This is a genomic window from Mediterraneibacter faecis, assembly GCF_055383675.1.
In genome coordinates, this window is sequence record NZ_AP043803.1 from 3,014,264 (window position 1) to 3,033,088 (window position 18,825).

Consider the following 18,825-nt stretch of genomic DNA (forward strand, 5'->3'; position numbering starts at 1 on the left):
CTCTACTTCAAAGACTCAAGATACGCTACAGCTTCTCCGACTGTTCGGATATCTGCTGCCTTGTCCTGTTCAATCTCCACATCCATCTCGTCTTCTATTTCACCAAGCATGCTCATAAAATCAAAGGATGTGAATCCAAGATCTTCCATAAAACGTGATTCCGGCTTGATGTTTTCCTGTTCAATTTCTACATAATTACAAATAATATCTACTAACTGCTCAAACATGATTTTTTCCTTTCCATTCTGTCCTGATCGTGATTCTCAACATGATCCGGATCATCTTTCTTTTATACAAGCTTTATAATTTCTCCAATTGTAAGTTCAGGATTTTCTGCTCCCTTGAACATAATTTTACATAAATAGTAATACAGATATTCCAACTCTTCTCTTGAGATTGCTTTTTTCTGATGTTCAAAGTTGAAATCCAATCCATTATCCTCCGGTCGGTGCATGACTGTCAGATACATTGCCTGTGTTGTCATTCCATTCGGATACCATTTTGTCTTATATTGAATTCCTCCAAGATCTTCCAGTCCTTTCTCCTGCAATGTCATAGGCTGGTAAGTCAAAGACATCGGCTCATACGTCAGTCCATTCTGTGGCTGTGGATATGTCCTGGAGCGATATGCGAAATATTCTGTCGGGTCATAATTTGCATGACGGAATAATTCATTCTGCTTATCACGGATTTCATATACTGCATCGATAAACTTCACATCTTCTGAAAATACGGTACGAAACGGGAACGAATGAATTCTTGTTCCACCGGATTTCTTTTCTTTTAATGTAGCCCTTCTGGCAATCGCATTATTGATCGATACATCCTCCTGTCCATTCATTTTCTGGAAGTAAGTACGTAATCCCATCAATAAAAGACATGCCAGGGATACCCGGTACTTTTCGCAGAAATCCATCAGACGTTTGGTCGGTTCTGCTTCCAAATGAAAGATATCCAATGCAGAACTCACATCATCTGTCGCATTAAATGCAGAACGAAGCTTTGGATTTTTAAACATTTCCCTCGCTGCATCCAGCTTATCTGTTCCATTAACACCATTATAAACCGGCTCTGATGATTCAATCAGTTCCCTGAAAAATTCTCTGTCTCGCTGCTGTGCTTTACTTCCGGCTTCATATGCGAGATCCTTCTTTACCTGATCTATGTAAGAACACATATCCTTTGGATATGGGACACCTTCATATTTTGCATTACAGTACAGCTCAATAATATCCTTCAGAAATGTGATCAGCGACTGAGCATCTACCACCATATGATGTCCGAGGAAATACACTCCGTTGAATCCATCTGAAGTGCGGATCATTTTAATTTTTGTCATCAGTGAATCCTCGAATGGAAATGGGACAGTTGTCCATTTCTGCATCGTATCAGCTGCCTCTTCCATAGTCACATTGGAGAAATCAACGAACTCTATCTCCCGTTCTTTTCTGTCCTGCTCTGCACTTACAACATACTGATATACATTCCCCTCTTTGTCCTTTGCAAAGCGTATCCGCATCCCTTCATTTCTCTCATATGCTTTGTAAATGGACTCTCGGAGTACATCCCAATCCAGATCTGTGCCAATTGTCAGGCTTGTGCCAATATTCAGTACTGCCGCATTCGGACAAAATGGCAGATAATACAAATGAAATTTTTGCGCTACCGTCAGTGGGTATACAGGATATCCTTTTCTTGTTTTCATCATTCTATGATTCCTCCTATAAATGAATCCATTGCTCCTTCATAAGCTTCTCTGTCTTTATAATAACTTTCGCAGTGTCCTGCCCCGTGGATGATCAGCTTCTGTTTTGGAGATTTACAATTTTTATAAATTTCTTCAGACATACTGCATGGAACAAATGTATCTGCGTCTCCATGGATCAAAAGGACAGGAACTTTTGCTTTTCTGACTTCACGGGCAGAATTGCACTCATCCAGTCCATATCCTGCCTGTTTTTTATTCACCGCATCCGCAATCTGTATTATTGGAAACGCCGGAAGATGATACATACTGTGAAGTACATGTGTAAACACTGCCTTGGGCGAAGTAAACGGACAATCTGCAATAATTCCTTTTACCTGCTGCGGCAAATCAAGCCCGCTTGCCATCAATACTGTGGCGCCTCCCATAGAATTACCATGCAGGAGAATCTGAACATTTTCTCCTTCCTGTCCGATCACCCATTCAATCCATCGATATGCATCATAACGGTCCTTACATCCGAATCCAATGTATTTCCCTTCACTTTGTCCATGTGATCTCTGATCAACAAGAAGAACGTTATAACCACGCTTCAAATAATAATTTGAAATACTTCCATAATCTGCAAGCCCCTGGCTCGTGTAGCCATGAAAACAGATCACTGCTTTTTTGCATTTCTTTTCTTCGACATTTCCTGCTCCCTGGAAATACGTTCCATGAAGCTTCAAACTGTCTTCCGACCGGATCCAGACATCTTCATGAGGCTGCTCCATCATCCACTCCCTGCATTCCTTCATCTTTGAAAAATACTGATCCCAGTCTACCCCGGACATCTTCATCGTGCGTTCTGTCTTTGCGTTATAACGCATCATTGTTCTTCTGTAAAAGTATGCACTTCCACCTGCCTCTGCTGATACGATTCCCACCAGACCTGCAAGTGCAAGAAGTTTTCCGTAATGCATCATCTTTATCACCTTTGCTTCCTTTTTACAGTTATTTCTGTTTCTGTGTTTTCTTTATTGTATTCTGTTCTGCTTTTCTGCTATCAATCAGTTTTTTCAGATACAGAGCTTTGTCAATATTGCCTTCTACTTTCAATTTTCCCAGTGTTACTGCGAGAACCGGATCCAGCTTTCCCTCGTTGATTTTAAATAGTGTCTCTGCGGAACAAATAAAAATAGCATCTCTGTCATAATATTCGTATGGTTCCACATACAGCTTTCCTTCTTTTACCTCTGCATAAAAGATTCCTTCTGCTTCTCCTGTTATATTAAACTGATATGCAAGATGTTCATTCACAGTACTTACGTCTGCTTCCATCATCATTCCTTTTACTTTTGAAAACATGTCTGCGTATGTCATTTTTCTCTCCCTCTCCTTTTCAGCTTTTCTTCTTTCGACCGATGGTCGATTTGCTATGTTTTTAATCTATCACTTTTTCGACCCGTGGTCAATTATCTATTTCAGACAATCTTTTGTTTTAAAGTGTCCTTTTTTTGTCCTCTTTTTTATTTCTATTTTATTGGTTCTTCCGACTTTATTGTGCTATACTTAAAAGGATATCGGTCAATTCCCGTAATCTGGAACTGGCCAAATATACTTACGAATATACGAGGCGGACTTCTATGCCAAAACAATTAAAATACGATAAGATTCTGGATGCTCTTCAAAAGCTTCTGGAAACCAAAGAACTTTCTAATATCTCTGTCAGTGAGATTGCTCAGACTGCTGAAATTGGAAAAGGAAGTATTTATTATTATTTTTCTTCCAAAGATGCAATTCTTGAAGCACTGGTAGAACGCAATTATGAAGCTCCAATAACAACAGCAAGACATCTTGCAGAGCAAAGAGAGATTTCACCTTTCACACGCATGGCTCTGATCTTTCAGGCCTGCCGAAATTCCTCTGCGGCTTTTTTAAAGACACAGCCATCAACTACAAAGGCTGCACCGGAGCGGGCTTTTCTTCATCAAAAGTACATGAATCATCTCATCGTTTCACTCAAGCCGGTTCTTGCTTCCATTATTGAACAAGGGATTGCACAGGATTTAATCCGCTGTGCTGACCCTGTTTCTCTTGCTGAGATCGTACTGATTGTACTGACTGTTAAGATGGATAACACCTTAATACCTTCAACAGCAGATGAGATTGAACAGACAATCTCTGCTCTTGTCTCTCTTTTGGAAAAAGGAACTGAGAATCCTGCGGGATCGCTAAACTTTCTGATGGCACAGCTGTAAGCAGTTTTCTGTTCGCGGCACCTGCATTACACAACATATCCCACCATTTTGAATTGCTGACGATGATATGATAAATCATGAGACGAAAGGAGTGTTTTTATGATTATTCGTCCTGTTTTTAATATATTATTACTCCCTGATATCACTTATTTTTTTAAACGTGATTTCTTTCCGGGGGCTGCTGCAGACCAGATTGAAGTCGGTACAGATATTCTGTTTCCATTTTTGAAAAATGAAGTGGATGAGACTACTGTTACTATAGATGATATTTACCCGGTCGGTATGTCTGCGAGAGTCGAATCCATCGGTGATGATGACAGCATCCAGATTCGTACATTAGAACGTGTCAGTCTTGATGATATTGAGCTGGATGAGAACGGACAGATTACAGCTACAGCTTCCATCCGTCCGGAGGTAGATGATCTTCCTTTAGAAGAAGAGAAGCAGACTTTCACAAACCTGCGGAACTCGCTTCTGAAATTTGTTCAGAATTATCAATGGGGGATCTGGGCAAGAAGCTACATTATCCAGAGAAAGAATATCTATGACCTCGGTTCTGCTCTTTCAGATTATCTGAACATTACTTCCGAAGAAAAATATGCAATTGTTGAGACAGATTCCCGCCGTGAGCGCTGTGAACTGATTGAGAATGCGATCAAAGAATTCATGGAAGTTGCCAAAGTTTCTTCTGAAGCACAGGAGGCACAGAAAGGTGACCAGGAGCAGCTTTACAGAGAGGTTGCAATTAAGAAGCAGATCGATTACCTTCAGAAAGAATTAGATGAGATGCACCCGGAAAACATTTCCGATGTCCGCGCTTTTGAAAAAAAGATCCAGGAATCCGGCATGAATGAAGATGCCCGTAAGGAAGCGGACAAAGTCCTGAATCGTATGAAGCAGGAAGGAAAAGACAGCCATGAATATGGGCTTCTCTATGACTATCTTGATTTTGTCACCAGTCTTTCCTGGAAGCATCCGGAATTTACACCGATTGATTTAAACCGGGCAGAAGAGATTCTTGATGAAGATCATTATGGACTTAAGAAAGTCAAAGAACGTATCATCCAGCAGATTGCTGTTATGGCACTGAACCGGAAACAGTATGGTTCCATCCTCCTTTTTGTCGGTGCGCCTGGTACCGGTAAGACAAGTATCGGACAGAGTATTGCCCGTGCGTTAAACCGCGAATATGTCCGCATCAGCCTCGGCGGTATCCGAGATGAAGCTGAGATCCGCGGTCACAGAAGAACTTATATCGGTGCTATGCCGGGACGGATCATGGAAGGGATTAAACGCAGCGGCGTTTCCAATCCTGTTGTAGTTCTTGATGAAGTAGATAAGCTTGCGAAAGATTATGGCGGAGATCCGGCAAGTGCATTGCTTGAGGTGCTTGACCCGGAGCAGAACAGTACATTTACAGACCATTATATGAATGTTCCATATGACTTATCCAATGTTCTGTTCGTCTGCACAGCGAATTCTACAGATACGATTCCTGAACCGCTTCTGAACCGTATGGAAGTGATCGATTTTCCAGGATATACGGCGGTGGAAAAATTCCATATTGCCAGAAAGCACTTACTTCCAAAAGCAATGGACGCTATGGGAATCCAGAAGAAAATGTTAAAGATAACGGATGGTGCATTGCGCAAGGTCATTGAAGATTATACGATGGAATCCGGAGTCCGTGGACTTAAGAAACAGATTGATATGCTTTGTCGTTCCGCTGCTGTGCGTCTTGTAAAAGAAGAGGGGCAGACTCTGACAGTAAATAAATCGAATCTGAAAGACTATCTCGGCCGTAAGAAACTGCATCATGACCAGAAATTAACTTCCACACAGCCTGGTGTTGTCACCGGACTTGCATGGACACAGGCAGGCGGTGAGATTCTGTTTATAGAGACAAAGCTGACAGAAGGGGAAGGAAAGGTGATCATCACCGGACAGCTTGGAGATGTCATGAAAGAATCTGTACAGATTGCACTGACACTTGTGAAGTCTCTTTATCCTAAAGAAAGCAAGGTTTTCCAGGATCATGATCTGCACATTCATGTGCCGGAAGGAGCTGTTCCAAAAGATGGTCCATCTGCCGGCATTACATTAACCACAGCACTTGCTTCCCTTGTTACCGGAAAGGCTGTCAGCCCGGATTATGCCATGACCGGTGAAGTTTCCCTCCGCGGAGGTATACTTCCGATCGGTGGGCTTCCTGAGAAACTGATGGCTGCCCAGAGGGCCGGTATTACAAAAATACTGATTCCTTTTGACAACGCAGATGATCTCGAAGATGTAGCTGCTGAAGTAAAGGATAAGCTGAAAATCACTCCGGTGAAAAAGGTCAGCGACGTTCTGAAGTTATTGCTCGGATAAAAAGTGACCTATCGTTAAACGGAAACTATGAGAAACAAAAGCCCATGGCGGAATCTGAATGATAAGTTCAACAAACTTATCATTCAGATTCCGCCATGGGCTTTTTTATAGTTTTAAAATTCGACAGATAAACCGTAATCTATTTATCTGACTATTTATTCCTCTGTCTCTTCTTCCATCTCTTCTCCGAGATAGAATACTTTGTAAAACATTTCAAGAGACTTGAAAAGCTCTTCCTTTGTGTCCTGCAGCTCTTTGATCTTCAGTACACTACCAATCTCATCGAATGAGAAATCACCCTCGTTGTGCTCTACTTTCAACTCAAGGTTTCCATTCTCATCAAACACCAGCAGGAGAACTCCTCCAACATCCGCTGTATACAACACACACATGATCTGCAATTCCTGTTTCACTGCTTCCGGAAGAGATTCAAATTCCGGGTTCAGATAATATTTCTGCTCATAGGAGCTGGCCGCACACAATACCATTTCTTCATCCATAATTTTTACACCTTATATCACTGCCCACAGTTTCTGTAAACAGTACTTACCTTTCCATATTTTCCACATTCACTGCATAATCCCGATGACTTATTCACATTCCGTAGGTCTTATCCACCTGGTTATACATACCCATATACGCCGCGCACCGAAACTTCTCCGGCATACACCGCCTCTTCGGTTCCATCTTCTTTCCGAACGATCAATTCTCCTGTCTGATTGATTCCAAGTGCGTAAGCATTGTACTGTTCTTTCGCGCCAAGAATCCGGACCTCACGGTCTTTATTAACCAGTAATTCGCTGTAACGTTCTTTCAGACCGGACAGATCTCCATGTTCAAGGAAAACCGTGTAGTTCTGTTCAAAGCGTTTCATCACTGCTGCGATCAACGGTGCTCTCTTTACCACATGTCCACATTCCAGTCTGAGTGATGTCGCTGTCTCACGGATCTCCTCAGGGAACTCTGTCAGGTTCACATTGATCCCTACACCAATCGTTACATGATTAATGTAATCGATCTGAGTGCTCATCTCTGTCAGGATTCCGACGAGCTTCTTTCCATTAATGATAATATCATTTGGCCACTTGATCTTTACATCTGGGTTTCCACAGGAATCTCCGCAATCCATGATTCCCTCTGCTACACTTAATGCCATCACAAGCGTCAGCATCGGCGCCTGATCCGGTTCAATCTTCGGACGAAGCAACAAGGACATGTAAATGCTTGAACCTGACGGTGAATCCCAGGAACGGCCCCTTCTCCCTCTTCCGGCTGTCTGCTTATCTGCTACCGCAAGTGTACCTTCCGGTGCACCTTCATCTCCCATCTGCTTGATCCTCAGATTTGTAGAATCTACCGAATCGTAATAAACGATGTTTCTTCCGGCCCACTGCGTATCCATCAGGCTATCGAGCTCTTCTTTCGTCATCACATCCGGACTATCTACAATATGATAACCTTTATTCCGCACAGCTTCAACCTGATATCCTTCTTCCTGCAGCTGACGGATCACCTTCCAGACTGCAGTTCTTGACACCCCGAACTTTTCACAAAGCTGCTGGCCTGACACATATCCGTCCGCTTCCCTCAATAATTTTAATATTTCAGCTTTCATTCTAATTCCACCTCTCATCAGACCTTTATACAAAAGAAAGGTGTCTGTCCCATCTCTGGAATAACAGACACCTTCTGCTCATTCTTATTTTCCACAGAAGCCGGTCTGATCTTCAACTCATTTATCATACCAAACTTCTGCTGATTTCTCAAGTTCATCAAATACATTGCGCGTTACTGTTCACACGATGTGCGATTACGTTCTCTTAGAACTCGCCAAGTGTTGCAACCATTACAGCCTTGATCGTATGCATTCTGTTCTCTGCCTCATCGAATACTTTGGACTGTGCAGACTCGAATACTTCGTCTGTCACTTCCATATCTTCGATTCCGAAACGCTGTCCCATCTCTGCTCCAATCTTTGTCTTCAGGTCATGGAATGCCGGCAGGCAATGCAGGAAAATAGCTGTATCTTTTGCATTTGCCATAACTTCTTTTGTTACCTTATATGGTGAAAGTTCTTTGATTCTCTTCTCCCATACTTCATCCGGCTCGCCCATGGATACCCATACATCTGTATAGATAACATCTGCGTCCTTTGTTCCTTCTTTTACATCTTCAGTCAGAGTAATTGTTGCTCCGGACTGTGCAGCATAACCTTTACAAGTTTCAACAAGCTCTTCGTTCGGGAAATATTCTTTTGTTGTACATGCTACGAAATGCATTCCAAGCTTAGAGCATGCGATCATCAGGGAATTACCCATGTTAAATCTTGCATCTCCCATGTATACAAGCTTGCGGCCTTTGAGTTCTCCGAAATTCTCACGGATTGTCAGCATATCTGCCAGCATCTGTGTCGGATGATATTCATTTGTCAGACCGTTCCATACCGGTACTCCTGCATATTTTGCAAGATCTTCTACGATTTCCTGACCGAATCCACGATATTCGATTCCGTCATACATTCTTCCAAGTACACGAGCTGTATCTTCGATGCTCTCTTTCTTTCCAATCTGAGAACCTGATGGATCAAGATAAGTTGTTCCCATTCCCATATCATGCGCTGCCACTTCGAATGCACAACGTGTTCTTGTACTTGTCTTCTCAAAGATCAGTGCAATGTTCTTGCCATGATAATGATCCACCGGTACTCCGTTTTTCTTCTTCTCTTTGAGGTCTGCTGCCAGATCAAGCAGGTATGTAATCTCCTCTGGTGTAAAATCCTTCAGTGTCAGAAAATTTCTTCCTTTTAAATCCATCGTTCTCGTCCTTTCTATTCTATAACTATATGAATCAGAACCCTCTCTGTCCTTCTCTTCTTCATATCTTTGAACCTACATTGTAACCGATGAATTTAGTATACTACATTCGTGTATAAAAATGCAACTAAAACTTTATTTTACTCTGTTTTATACATATTTATTCAGTACTTATACATTCTTTTATGCATTTTTATTATTTCTTTCTTCTCTGTCTTCCTGCTTCGAACATCAGAACCGCCGCTGCCACTGCCGCATTTAGAGATTCTGCCTCGCCTTCCATTGGGATACGGATAAGACAATCCGCGCAGTCTGCAACTTCATCACGAAGTCCGTTTCCCTCATTTCCTATCAAAAATGCACAACCAGTTGTATAATCTTCCTCGTCGTATGCATTTTCTCCACGCAAATGTGCTGCGTAAGTTTTAATACTCTTCTTCTGCAGCTCTTTGATCTTCTCCGGAAGATCTTCCACATAGAGGAACGGCATACGGAATACAGCCCCCATCGTGGAACGAATCACCTTTGGATTGTAGACGTCCACGCAATCTTTGCTCAATAAGATTCCGGTTACACCTGCTGCCTCAGCTGTTCTGAAAATAGTTCCGAGATTTCCCGGATCCTGCAGATTATCCAACACAACCAAATGCGGTGCCTTCTGATTTTTCACCTGCATCAGGTCATTCATCGTATAATTGAGTCTCTTCACAATCGCCAGAATTCCCTGCGGTGTCTTTGTATCTGACACATAAGCGAACACAGTATCTGTCAGAAGCTCGACCGGCGCCTGTAATTTCTCTAAAAATTCTTTATTCTTCTTTGCAAAGCTTTCTGAAGCATATACTTTCTCAATTCGTTCCGCCGGAATCTCTTCTGTCATTCTTGGTCCTTCCACGAGAAAGATTCCTTTCTCATCTCTTAAGCGGCTCTTCTTCTGCAGCTTCGCCAGTTCTTTGACCTGTGCATTCGATGTACTTGTTATCATAATCTATTTCTCCAATTTTCCAATTTTTTCGAGTACTTTATTTGCTCCAACCAAAATCAATAGTGCATTCTCCGGAAGCGGCATCTGTGGATTAAACTCTACATTAACATTTCCGTCCTGCATGATTCCTACAACTGTAACTCCATATTTCGTACGTATACCCAGTTCTGCCATACTGTGATTGATCCACGGTTTTGGAACAGCGATCTCAACCATACTGTAATCATTTGACAGTTCAATCCAGTCTGTGAATTCTGTTGCCAGAAGGCTTTTGGCAACCCGGCTGCCCATCTCAATCTCAGGATATACAACAGTATCTGCCCCTACTTTCTTCAATATAGTTCCCTGTAACTTATTCTTTGCTTTGGCAACAACCTTTGGAATTCCTATTTCTTTACAAAGCAGAGTCGCCATGATCCCTGCTTCAAGATTCTCCGCAACTCCAATAATTGCTCCGTCCAAATTCCTTGTTCCCAGTGCACTCAGAGCTTCTTTCTCTGTGATATCTGCCGTAATAGCATAAGTTACTCTGTCCGAGATCTCCTGAATTGTCTCCTGTGATTTATCTACAACAATCACATCGCATCCCATATTTTCAAGTGTCAAGGCCACACTCCGGCCAAAGCTACCAAGCCCCAGAACTGCAAACTGCTTTCTCATCGTTTTCTCCTTCTCATATACTGCTTCTTATCTTTTCTTTATCCCGTTTCTTTTATCTTCTCTTTTATATTTTTATCCAACCATAATCTTCGCTTCCGGCAGAGTACGGAACTGATTCTTCTTATCCACATGACCGGAAAATATAAGTGCCATCGTCATTGGTCCGATTCGTCCAATATACATCATGAGCATCAGAACGACATGACTGATATCACTAAGCACCGGCGTCAGATCCACTGTCAGACCAACTGTTGCCATCGCAGATGTCGCCTCAAACATCAGATCAAGGACTTTCTGCTGTGGCTCGATCACTGTCATCACCGTCACCCCAAACAGCCAGAAGACAAATGTCACAAGTGTGATTGTTATCCCTACTCTTATAATTTCGAATGTAATTTTTCTTCCATAACATTCCGTATCTTTGTTTCCTCTCAAGACAGAAATCGCTGTAAGCAAGAGAACAGCAACTGTTGTTGTCTTGATACCACCTGCAGTTCCTGCCGGTGAACCACCGACGATCATCAGCATGCAGGCCAGCAGCTTCGAACCATTCGTAAGGCCTGACTGAGATATGCTGGCAAATCCTGCCGTTCTCGTCGTCACAGACTGGAAAAAAGCCGCCTGGAATTTCCCTGCAGCGTTCAATGTTCCCATCGTTGCCGGATTATGATGCTCCAACAAATAGAATCCCAAAGTTCCCAAAGTAAGAAGGAACAACGTCATTGTCAGAACAATTTTACTCTGCAGGCTCAGTCTTGTGATCGTTCTTCCGACTGGCCGTTTCCCCTTGGACTGTATTGTCATCTTTATATTCTTCGCAAGATCGATCCATACCGGATAACCAAGACCGCTGAGAATGACAAGCATTGTTGTCGTAATTGTGATCACTGGTGTATTGACATATCTCGTAAAGCTTGAATCTCCAAGAATATCTACACCCGCATTACAAAATGCAGAGATTGAGTGAAACACGGAATAGAAGATTCCCTTCGCAACACCATACTCCGGAATAAACTGAAATGAATATCCGATTGCGCCAATTCCTTCTACAAGAAATGTTCCCCACAATACTCTTTCAATAAACCGGATCATTCCTTGAAGTGTGGACAGACCATAGGCTTCTTGAATGACAACTCGTTCCTTCATATTTATTCTTTTTCCAACCAGAATTAAAAATGCAGTTGTACATGCAATGATTCCAAGTCCACCGATCTGGATCAGAATAAGCAGAATCACTTTTCCTGCCACTGTAAATTGCGCAGCCGGCACAACTGTCACCAATCCTGTCACGCAGACACATGTTACAGCTGTAAACAGTGCATCGATATAACGAATCGGCTGATGATTTGAAAATGGAAGCCATAAGAGCAGACTGCCAAGCAGAATCACGCCAAAGAATCCGATTGATATGATCCTCACTGTATTCCATTTTGCTCTTCGTGCTTTTCTCCTGTCTTCATCTATATAAAATCCATACATGCCTATCTTTCCTCGCTCTCACATGACAATTATTAACCCCCATGTTACCACTCCCTTTAATCATCTGCAAGTAAAAGCTGATAAAACGAAAGATACGCCACTCTGATTCATCCTCAGAACAGCGTATCCTTCGTTTGGCGGTTTATTTAAAATTATTATATAGTTTGAATCATTTTTAGTGATCTGTAGACTCGATCTCTCCATCGAATCCCGCATCTTTTATCATTTTCATTGTGTCATCGATTCCCTGGCCTCCGGCTGTCAGATAACCTGATGCAAAGATAGAATCAACAACTTTGAAAAGTTCCGGTTCCAATCCCTTGAAGTAAACTTCTCTTCCTGCTGCACAGCGGATATCGGACTTCGGAATCATCAGTCTTGCCAGACAAAGAACTTTCAAGCAATACTCCGGTGTCAGCTCTGAGATATCACGATCTGCCAGTCTTGTTCCCGGAATCGGAAGTAAGAAATTGATCGGAACTGATTCCGGATTGATCTTGCGAAGATCCATCAGCATATCAACGATATCTTCCTTACTCTCACCCATTCCAACAATTCCACCACTGCAGATCTCGAATCCAAGACTCTGAAGCATCTTGATATTATTCACACGCTGATCATAAGTATGTGTTGTACAAATCTCCGGATAGAAAGAACGGCTGCTGTTCAGATTATGGTTGATACGGTCCAATCCAGCATCTTTCAGGATTCTTGCCTGCTTCTCTGTCAGGAAGCCGATGGAGCAGCAGATCTGTGTATCTTTCTTCTTCATCTCGCGGATACGGTCTGCAAGATCTTCAATCTCCTCGTCTGAGAATCCGATTCCACTCAATCCGATACAATGTCTTGCAAGATGTTTCTCATCTACCAGGTCATTATCTCCATAAAGCTTTTCATCTGATACTCTCTTGTACTTCTCAATCTCTGCCTGAGAATCCTTAGATTGTGCACAATAAGCGCAGTTCTGTGTACAGTTTCCACTACGAACATTTGTCAGAAGCTGAACGCTTACTTTCTTCCCTTTGTATTTTGTACGAAGTGCATAAGCACACTCCATCAGACTGTCCATCTCCTCCTCTGGAAGATTCAGCACTTCAACTGCTTCTTCTCTTGTAAGCGGACATTCTTCATCCCAGTTTTTCAGTAATGTATGAATTGATCTGTTTGACATGGTATATTTCCCTTTCTTCTGTTTCTATGATATGAGTTTCAAAAGTAATTTTTGTCATTCACTGATGCAACCGGATTACTCCATTGCTATGTAATTCCCGCAATCCTCAAATATCTCCAACGCTTCTTCAGCATTATCATTCTGTTGATCTTATTTACAACATATGAAAATAGTATAGCCATGTCTTTTTCGATTGTCAACCTTTTCTTTATTTGAGTTGACATCTTTATTATTTCTAGAACAAAGAATGTGCCTTGCACATTCTTGCGCCTGCGGCGGTCGCTTGCGACATCTACATTGTACGCCGCAGTGCGCATCCTTAGCGGAGCGTTTTTTATATATTAGGAAAGCACTTTCCTAATATATAAAAAAGAACCCCACCATTCACTGGCAGAGTCCTCTCTTTCTTCTTATACTTTAAATCTATATCCCACACCCCAGATTGTCTCAATATATTGAGGATGTGAAGTATCATACTCAATCTTCTCACGGATCTTCTTAATATGTACTGTAACAGTTGCAATGTCTCCGATCGACTCCATATCCCAGATCTCACGGAAAAGCTCTTCCTTGCTGTACACATGATTCGGATGTCCTGCAAGGAAAGTTAAAAGGTCAAATTCTTTCGTTGTGAAAGACTTCTCTTCTCCATTCACCCAGACACGACGTGCTGTCTTGTCAATCTTCAATCCACGGATCTCGATCACTTCATTCTGCTCTACATTACTTCCGATCAGTCTCTCATATCTTGCAAGATGTGCTTTCACACGCGCTACAAGTTCACTTGGACTGAACGGTTTTGTCATATAATCATCTGCGCCAAGTCCAAGCCCACGAATCTTATCAATATCATCTTTCTTCGCTGAAACCATAATGATCGGTGTATTCTTCTGGCTGCGGATCTGACGACAGATCTCAAATCCATCTACTCCCGGAAGCATCAGATCCAGAATGATCAAATCAAATTCTCCTTCAAGTCCTTTCTTAAGTCCTATCTCACCATCATTCGCAACCTCGACTTCAAAACCACTCAGCTCCAGATAGTCTTTCTCAAGATCTGCAATGCTTTCCTCGTCTTCTACGATTAAAATACGTTTACTCATCTTCTACGGGTACCTCCTGATATTTTCTTATTACAAAATACATCGTGGTTCCAACGCCCTCTTCGCTGGTTGCCCAGATCTTTCCTCCGTGCTCTTCCACAATCTTCTTCACGATAGAAAGACCGATGCCGCTTCCTCCCTTGGAAGAATTCCTTGAAGCATCTGTCCGGTAGAAACGGTCAAAGATATTCGGCAGATCCTTTGCCGCAATGCCCTTTCCGTTATCTCCCAGTTCTACCTGAATAAAGTCTCCCACGTCCTTTACATCCATCGTAATCTTCACCTTTGGCTTATCTGTATATTTGATAGAATTTGATACGATGTTATTGATGACTCTTCGAAGCTGCTCCGGATCTACGATCACCTTGCTGTCCTCTTCCATAAAGTTCCTGTAAGTAAATTCAGCTCCCTTTGATTCCAGTTCTACACTTAAATCCTCCGCACAATCTGCAAAATATCCCTTCGCAGAGATTGTTGTGAAATTATACGGAATTCGATTCGTATCGATCTTTGAATAAAGCGTCAGTTCATTGATCAGAAGATTCATCTCATTAGCTTTATTATAAATGGTTCTGATGTATCTGTCCATCTTTTCCGGCGTATCTGCTACCCCATCCATAATTCCTTCCACATAACCTTTGATCGCTGTGATCGGAGTCTTCAGGTCATGTGAAATGTTACTGATCAGCTCTTTATTCTCTCTGTCAAATGCTACCTTTTCTTCGGCCTGTGCTTTCAGTCTGAGACGCATCTCTTCAAAGTCCTGACAGAGTTGTCCGATCTCGTCATTTGATTCTGCCTTGATCTCAAAGTCAAGATTACCCTCTTTGATATTGCGTGCAGCTCTCTGAAGTTTCTCCAGCGGGACCGATACCGATCTGTAGATCCACAAGATTAGAAATGCTGTCGTAAGGACAACTGCGATCAGATACAGCTGCTGTATCTCTGCCCCTCTTCCCGGAACAAATGCATGCATTGCGATCAGTGCAAATGTTACAGGAAAGATCATAACGACTACAAAAGCAATAATCAGTTTGGTACGTAATTTCATAGAAGCATCTCCTTTCCGTATTGAAAAAGGTGCCTGACACTTTATGACGGGTGTCAGGCACCTTCCGGTGCTTGTATCAGATATTTCTATCTTACAGATATTTCTTTAAATCGTCAACCTTGTCCAGCTTCTCCCATGGAAGATCCAGGTCGTTGCGTCCAAAATGTCCGTAAGCTGCTGTCTGTTTGTAGATTGGTCTTCTCAGATCCAGCATCTTGATGATTCCTGCCGGACGGAAATCAAAGTTCTCACGAAGGATCTCAACCAGTTTTGTATCAGAAAGTTTTCCTGTTCCGAATGTATCAACTGCGATAGATGTCGGCTGTGCAACACCGATTGCATAAGAAAGCTGAATCTCACATTTCTTAGCAAGTCCTGCTGCTACAACATTCTTTGCTGCATAACGTGCTGCATAAGCTGCAGAACGGTCTACCTTTGTACAGTCCTTTCCGGAGAAAGCACCGCCACCGTGACGAGCCATTCCGCCGTAAGTATCAACGATGATCTTACGTCCTGTCAGTCCACTGTCTCCGTGTGGTCCACCGATCACGAAACGTCCTGTCGGGTTTACGAAGAACTTTGTCTCTTCGTCTACGAGTTCTGCCGGAATGATCTCATCGAATACATATTTCTTAATATCCTCATGAATCTGCTCCTGAGTCACATCCGGGTCATGCTGTGTAGAAAGAACAACTGCATCCAGACGCTTTACAGAACCGTCTTCGTTGTACTCTACTGTAACCTGTGTCTTTCCATCCGGACGAAGGTAAGTAAGTGTTCCGTCTTTACGAACCTTTGTCAGCTGACGTGCAAGCTTATGAGCCATTGCAACCGGGTAAGGCATATACTCTTCTGTCTCATCAGAAGCATAACCGAACATCATACCCTGGTCTCCTGCTCCGATCGCCTCGATGTCTTCATCTGACATCTTGTTCTCTTTCGCCTCAAGTGCTTTATCTACTCCGAGTGCAATATCTGCTGACTGCTCATCCAGTGTTGTGATCACGCCACATGTATCAGCATCAAATCCATATTTTCCTCTTGTGTATCCGATCTCACGAACAGTGTCACGAACGATCTTCTGGATATCTACATAAGCCTGTGTTGTAATCTCTCCCATAACCATTACAAGACCTGTTGTACAGCATGTCTCACATGCTACACGGCTCATCGGGTCCTGTCTCATCAGTTCATCAAGGATCGCATCTGAAATCTGGTCACACATCTTATCCGGGTGTCCCTCAGTTACTGATTCTGATGTAAATAAAATCTTTTCTCTTTCCATATCTGTTCTCCTTTCCGATTGCTGTCCCCACAGCAATATCTCACTTTCTCTCGCTTGTGCTGTCTTCATTTGCTTACATTGCCAATAATGAAAACAGCCCGCATCAAGCGGACTGTCAGTTTATCTTAACAATCCTCTTATTGTTCGAAATAACTCGCTCAGGTTGGCACCTTCCTATTACGAGGGGTTGCCGCAGCTTCTTAGATCCTTTGTATCTCCACTGCTCTGAATAAGAGAAAGTATCATCTATTTAATTTTGTTTCGTATCAGACTATACAACACCTTGTTGATTATGTCAATACCGTTTCCTGAAGTTGATAAAATTTTTATATTTATGATTCTGCATCAATATCTTTCAACTCCGTGATCACTCCGGTATCATCGATTGTAATATTCGGCGAAATCTCCTGCAAGTGATCAAAAAGTGCTCTCTGGGACTCTGCATTATTCAGATACTGTGTCTGGCTGTCTTTCTGCTCACACGGTGTAAAGGACATCTGCTTCAATCCTTCTGATGTAATCTCAAGATTCAGAAGTCCCGTGTATTTTGTCTCATCATTAAACCAGAAATCGCCCAGACTGTATACAATAGGTCCATCTTCTGTATATTCAATTCCCTGAAGTACATGCGGATGACCTCCGATCACAATATCTGCTCCCGACTTCAGGAATTCTTTTCCATGCTCTGTCTGTGTTGAATTATACATATCCTCATCTTCTGTTCCCCAATGAACATATGCGATCAGATAATCACATTCCTTTGATGCATCCGCAATCACCTGATTATACTCTGTTGTGTCGTAGGATGTAAGAATACCTGTCGTTGAATCTGTTGCTTCCGGTGTAAATTTATACTGTTCTCCCTCGGAAGCTGCCACAAATCCGATCTTGATTCCATTGATAATATAATAAGTCGGCTGCTTTGCCTCATCCAGATTCGTTCCGCCTCCAACATGAGTGATCTTCGCCTGATCTAACAGATCGATCGTATCATCCATCGCATCTGCACCATAATCGTAAATGTGATTATTCGCAATTGAAACAATATCTGTCCCCATCTGTTCCAGCAACTTCATGCGTTCTGGTTTTGCACGGAATACATAATACTTATCCTCCAGCGGAGTTCCACGGTCACTGATACAATATTCATGATTCAGGAAGAAAATATCTGCCGCATTTGTCTGATCCAGAATTGACTTGGAAATGCATTTAGACAAGTCATTTACCGTATCATAATAATCGAGAACATATCCATCTTCCTCCAGACAGAGGTCACCTGCTGCCGTAATCTGCACGGTTCCGTTCTCTGCTGCCTTCTTCTCATAGATATGATTCTTCGCAGCGGTAGCTTCATCCTTTAATTTTCCTTCGTATGTATCTGACAGAACATGCAAAGTTGCTCCAAAGGAATCATAAATATCCTGCGTTGTTATCTTTTTATTCTTCTGATAAACCGGAAATAAATCATCCATCTCTTCAGAATAGTTCTTTTCCAGCCATTTCGTAAATGCTGTAACATCAGACTTTTCCACTGACACTCCATTATCCGTCAGGAAAGTGTTGTAGCAGTCATTCAGCGATTCATTCATCTGTGCAATCTCCTGCTCCAGTTGTTTTTTCTGTTCTGCTGCCAGTTTCTTTTTCTTAGCCACATTGACTGCAAAGGCTGCCAGCGCTATGATTATGCACAACAAAATACAGCCGGAAATAGTCATTCTTCGTCTGAGCTGTCTGATTCTCTTTTGTTTGATTTCTTCTCTCTGTCTTTTTCTCCGTTCTTCTGCCTGTTCAAATTCATTCATCGTTCGTTGCTCCTGCTGTTTTCTTATTGATATCCCGCCACTGTTTCATTCGACCTGCCTGATTGCCTATTACGCCATAACTCCTGACATATAAACTGAAAACAGGTATCAGAACTTTCGTTCCGACACCTGCATACATTCTCACATCATATTTCTTCGGA

The 18,825-nt window shown here is 42.3% G+C and carries 18 protein-coding genes and 1 riboswitch; of the genes, 2 read left to right on the forward strand and 16 right to left on the reverse strand.

What is annotated here, in order from left to right:
- Positions 1-2: 2 nt before the first annotated feature.
- The 4 genes from ACZ47Z_RS14265 to ACZ47Z_RS14280 all read right to left on the reverse strand — a co-directional run bounded on the left by ACZ47Z_RS14265 (position 3) and on the right by ACZ47Z_RS14280 (position 3,067).
- Positions 3-227 carry an acyl carrier protein gene (locus ACZ47Z_RS14265; RefSeq protein WP_054754242.1) on the reverse strand — a complete coding sequence of 75 codons (225 nt, stop codon included), beginning with the start codon at positions 225-227 and terminating at the stop codon, positions 3-5.
- Between the two features lie 62 nt (positions 228-289).
- Entirely contained in the window at positions 290-1,705 is a 1,416-nt protein-coding gene (locus ACZ47Z_RS14270; RefSeq protein WP_054754272.1) for a condensation domain-containing protein, read from the reverse strand.
- Positions 1,705-2,670, reverse strand: coding sequence for an alpha/beta hydrolase (locus tag ACZ47Z_RS14275; RefSeq protein WP_226861508.1), 966 nt, complete (start codon positions 2,668-2,670; stop codon positions 1,705-1,707). The genes ACZ47Z_RS14270 and ACZ47Z_RS14275 overlap by 1 nt, the downstream gene beginning before the upstream one ends.
- Positions 2,671-2,698: 28 nt before the next feature.
- Positions 2,699-3,067 (reverse strand): SCP2 sterol-binding domain-containing protein, encoded by a 369-nt coding sequence (locus ACZ47Z_RS14280; protein WP_054754240.1) that lies wholly within the window; start codon positions 3,065-3,067, stop codon positions 2,699-2,701.
- 263 nt (positions 3,068-3,330) lie between these two features.
- On the opposite strand from ACZ47Z_RS14280, the gene ACZ47Z_RS14285 reads away from it, so the two are divergent.
- Positions 3,331-3,945 (forward strand): TetR/AcrR family transcriptional regulator, encoded by a 615-nt coding sequence (locus ACZ47Z_RS14285; RefSeq protein ID WP_054754237.1) that lies wholly within the window; start codon positions 3,331-3,333, stop codon positions 3,943-3,945.
- A 99-nt stretch (positions 3,946-4,044) separates the two neighbouring features.
- On the forward strand, positions 4,045-6,315 hold the full coding sequence (lon, locus tag ACZ47Z_RS14290) for an endopeptidase La (protein ID WP_196021852.1): 2,271 nt from the start codon (positions 4,045-4,047) through the stop codon (positions 6,313-6,315).
- Between the two features lie 155 nt (positions 6,316-6,470).
- Here lon and ACZ47Z_RS14295 read toward each other — a convergent pair whose 3' ends face one another.
- The 12 genes from ACZ47Z_RS14295 to ACZ47Z_RS14350 all read right to left on the reverse strand — a co-directional run bounded on the left by ACZ47Z_RS14295 (position 6,471) and on the right by ACZ47Z_RS14350 (position 18,809).
- The gene (locus tag ACZ47Z_RS14295; protein WP_015530004.1) at positions 6,471-6,815 is read right to left on the reverse strand and encodes a DUF6145 family protein; all 345 of its coding nucleotides are present in this window, start codon (positions 6,813-6,815) and stop codon (positions 6,471-6,473) included.
- A 122-nt stretch (positions 6,816-6,937) separates the two neighbouring features.
- Positions 6,938-7,930, reverse strand: coding sequence for a biotin--[acetyl-CoA-carboxylase] ligase (locus tag ACZ47Z_RS14300; protein ID WP_020436572.1), 993 nt, complete (start codon positions 7,928-7,930; stop codon positions 6,938-6,940).
- Positions 7,931-8,135: 205 nt separating this feature from the next.
- Entirely contained in the window at positions 8,136-9,128 is a 993-nt protein-coding gene (gene argF / locus ACZ47Z_RS14305; protein WP_015530001.1) for an ornithine carbamoyltransferase, read from the reverse strand.
- Between the two features lie 196 nt (positions 9,129-9,324).
- On the reverse strand, positions 9,325-10,113 hold the full coding sequence (rlmB, locus tag ACZ47Z_RS14310) for a 23S rRNA (guanosine(2251)-2'-O)-methyltransferase RlmB (protein ID WP_054754229.1): 789 nt from the start codon (positions 10,111-10,113) through the stop codon (positions 9,325-9,327).
- Between the two features lie 3 nt (positions 10,114-10,116).
- Complete coding sequence (locus tag ACZ47Z_RS14315; RefSeq protein WP_055146979.1) at positions 10,117-10,773, reverse strand: potassium channel family protein; 657 nt, start codon at positions 10,771-10,773, stop codon at positions 10,117-10,119.
- 72 nt (positions 10,774-10,845) lie between these two features.
- Positions 10,846-12,252: a TrkH family potassium uptake protein gene (locus ACZ47Z_RS14320; protein ID WP_227164683.1), complete on the reverse strand. Its 1,407-nt coding sequence runs from the start codon at positions 12,250-12,252 to the stop codon at positions 10,846-10,848.
- A gap of 175 nt (positions 12,253-12,427) precedes the next feature.
- Positions 12,428-13,423 (reverse strand): biotin synthase BioB, encoded by a 996-nt coding sequence (gene bioB / locus ACZ47Z_RS14325; RefSeq protein ID WP_054754223.1) that lies wholly within the window; start codon positions 13,421-13,423, stop codon positions 12,428-12,430.
- A 410-nt stretch (positions 13,424-13,833) separates the two neighbouring features.
- Entirely contained in the window at positions 13,834-14,526 is a 693-nt protein-coding gene (locus tag ACZ47Z_RS14330) for a response regulator transcription factor (RefSeq protein WP_015529995.1), read from the reverse strand.
- Entirely contained in the window at positions 14,519-15,577 is a 1,059-nt protein-coding gene (locus tag ACZ47Z_RS14335) for a sensor histidine kinase (protein WP_015529994.1), read from the reverse strand. Before ACZ47Z_RS14335 ends, ACZ47Z_RS14330 begins: the two co-directional genes overlap by 8 nt.
- 91 nt (positions 15,578-15,668) lie before the next feature.
- Positions 15,669-16,862, reverse strand: a complete 1,194-nt coding sequence (gene metK / locus ACZ47Z_RS14340; protein WP_020436567.1) for a methionine adenosyltransferase — start codon at positions 16,860-16,862, stop codon at positions 15,669-15,671.
- A gap of 134 nt (positions 16,863-16,996) precedes the next feature.
- Positions 16,997-17,098: riboswitch (SAM riboswitch) on the reverse strand.
- Between the two features lie 96 nt (positions 17,099-17,194).
- Positions 17,195-18,664 carry a CapA family protein gene (locus ACZ47Z_RS14345; protein ID WP_412376928.1) on the reverse strand — a complete coding sequence of 490 codons (1,470 nt, stop codon included), beginning with the start codon at positions 18,662-18,664 and terminating at the stop codon, positions 17,195-17,197.
- Entirely contained in the window at positions 18,657-18,809 is a 153-nt protein-coding gene (locus ACZ47Z_RS14350; RefSeq protein WP_157050471.1) for a hypothetical protein, read from the reverse strand. Before ACZ47Z_RS14350 ends, ACZ47Z_RS14345 begins: the two co-directional genes overlap by 8 nt.
- Positions 18,810-18,825 lie beyond the last annotated feature (16 nt).

Excerpts from the sequence above, each read along its gene's own strand:
- ACZ47Z_RS14345 (WP_412376928.1), bottom strand. The coding sequence starts at position 18,664 with ATGAATGAATTTGAACAGGCAGAAGAACGGAGAAAAAGACAGAGAGAA.
- metK (WP_020436567.1), bottom strand. The coding sequence starts at position 16,862 with ATGGAAAGAGAAAAGATTTTATTTACATCAGAATCAGTAACTGAGGGA.
- bioB (WP_054754223.1), bottom strand. The coding sequence starts at position 13,423 with ATGTCAAACAGATCAATTCATACATTACTGAAAAACTGGGATGAAGAA.
- ACZ47Z_RS14330 (WP_015529995.1), bottom strand. The coding sequence starts at position 14,526 with ATGAGTAAACGTATTTTAATCGTAGAAGACGAGGAAAGCATTGCAGAT.
- ACZ47Z_RS14265 (WP_054754242.1), bottom strand. The coding sequence starts at position 227 with ATGTTTGAGCAGTTAGTAGATATTATTTGTAATTATGTAGAAATTGAA.
- ACZ47Z_RS14285 (WP_054754237.1), top strand. The coding sequence starts at position 3,331 with ATGCCAAAACAATTAAAATACGATAAGATTCTGGATGCTCTTCAAAAG.
- ACZ47Z_RS14280 (WP_054754240.1), bottom strand. The coding sequence starts at position 3,067 with ATGACATACGCAGACATGTTTTCAAAAGTAAAAGGAATGATGATGGAA.
- lon (WP_196021852.1), top strand. The coding sequence starts at position 4,045 with ATGATTATTCGTCCTGTTTTTAATATATTATTACTCCCTGATATCACT.
- ACZ47Z_RS14275 (WP_226861508.1), bottom strand. The coding sequence starts at position 2,670 with ATGATGCATTACGGAAAACTTCTTGCACTTGCAGGTCTGGTGGGAATC.
- ACZ47Z_RS14295 (WP_015530004.1), bottom strand. The coding sequence starts at position 6,815 with ATGGATGAAGAAATGGTATTGTGTGCGGCCAGCTCCTATGAGCAGAAA.
- rlmB (WP_054754229.1), bottom strand. The coding sequence starts at position 10,113 with ATGATAACAAGTACATCGAATGCACAGGTCAAAGAACTGGCGAAGCTG.
- ACZ47Z_RS14270 (WP_054754272.1), bottom strand. The coding sequence starts at position 1,705 with ATGAAAACAAGAAAAGGATATCCTGTATACCCACTGACGGTAGCGCAA.
- ACZ47Z_RS14315 (WP_055146979.1), bottom strand. The coding sequence starts at position 10,773 with ATGAGAAAGCAGTTTGCAGTTCTGGGGCTTGGTAGCTTTGGCCGGAGT.
- ACZ47Z_RS14335 (WP_015529994.1), bottom strand. The coding sequence starts at position 15,577 with ATGAAATTACGTACCAAACTGATTATTGCTTTTGTAGTCGTTATGATC.
- argF (WP_015530001.1), bottom strand. The coding sequence starts at position 9,128 with ATGGATTTAAAAGGAAGAAATTTTCTGACACTGAAGGATTTTACACCA.
- ACZ47Z_RS14300 (WP_020436572.1), bottom strand. The coding sequence starts at position 7,930 with ATGAAAGCTGAAATATTAAAATTATTGAGGGAAGCGGACGGATATGTG.
- ACZ47Z_RS14320 (WP_227164683.1), bottom strand. The coding sequence starts at position 12,252 with ATGTATGGATTTTATATAGATGAAGACAGGAGAAAAGCACGAAGAGCA.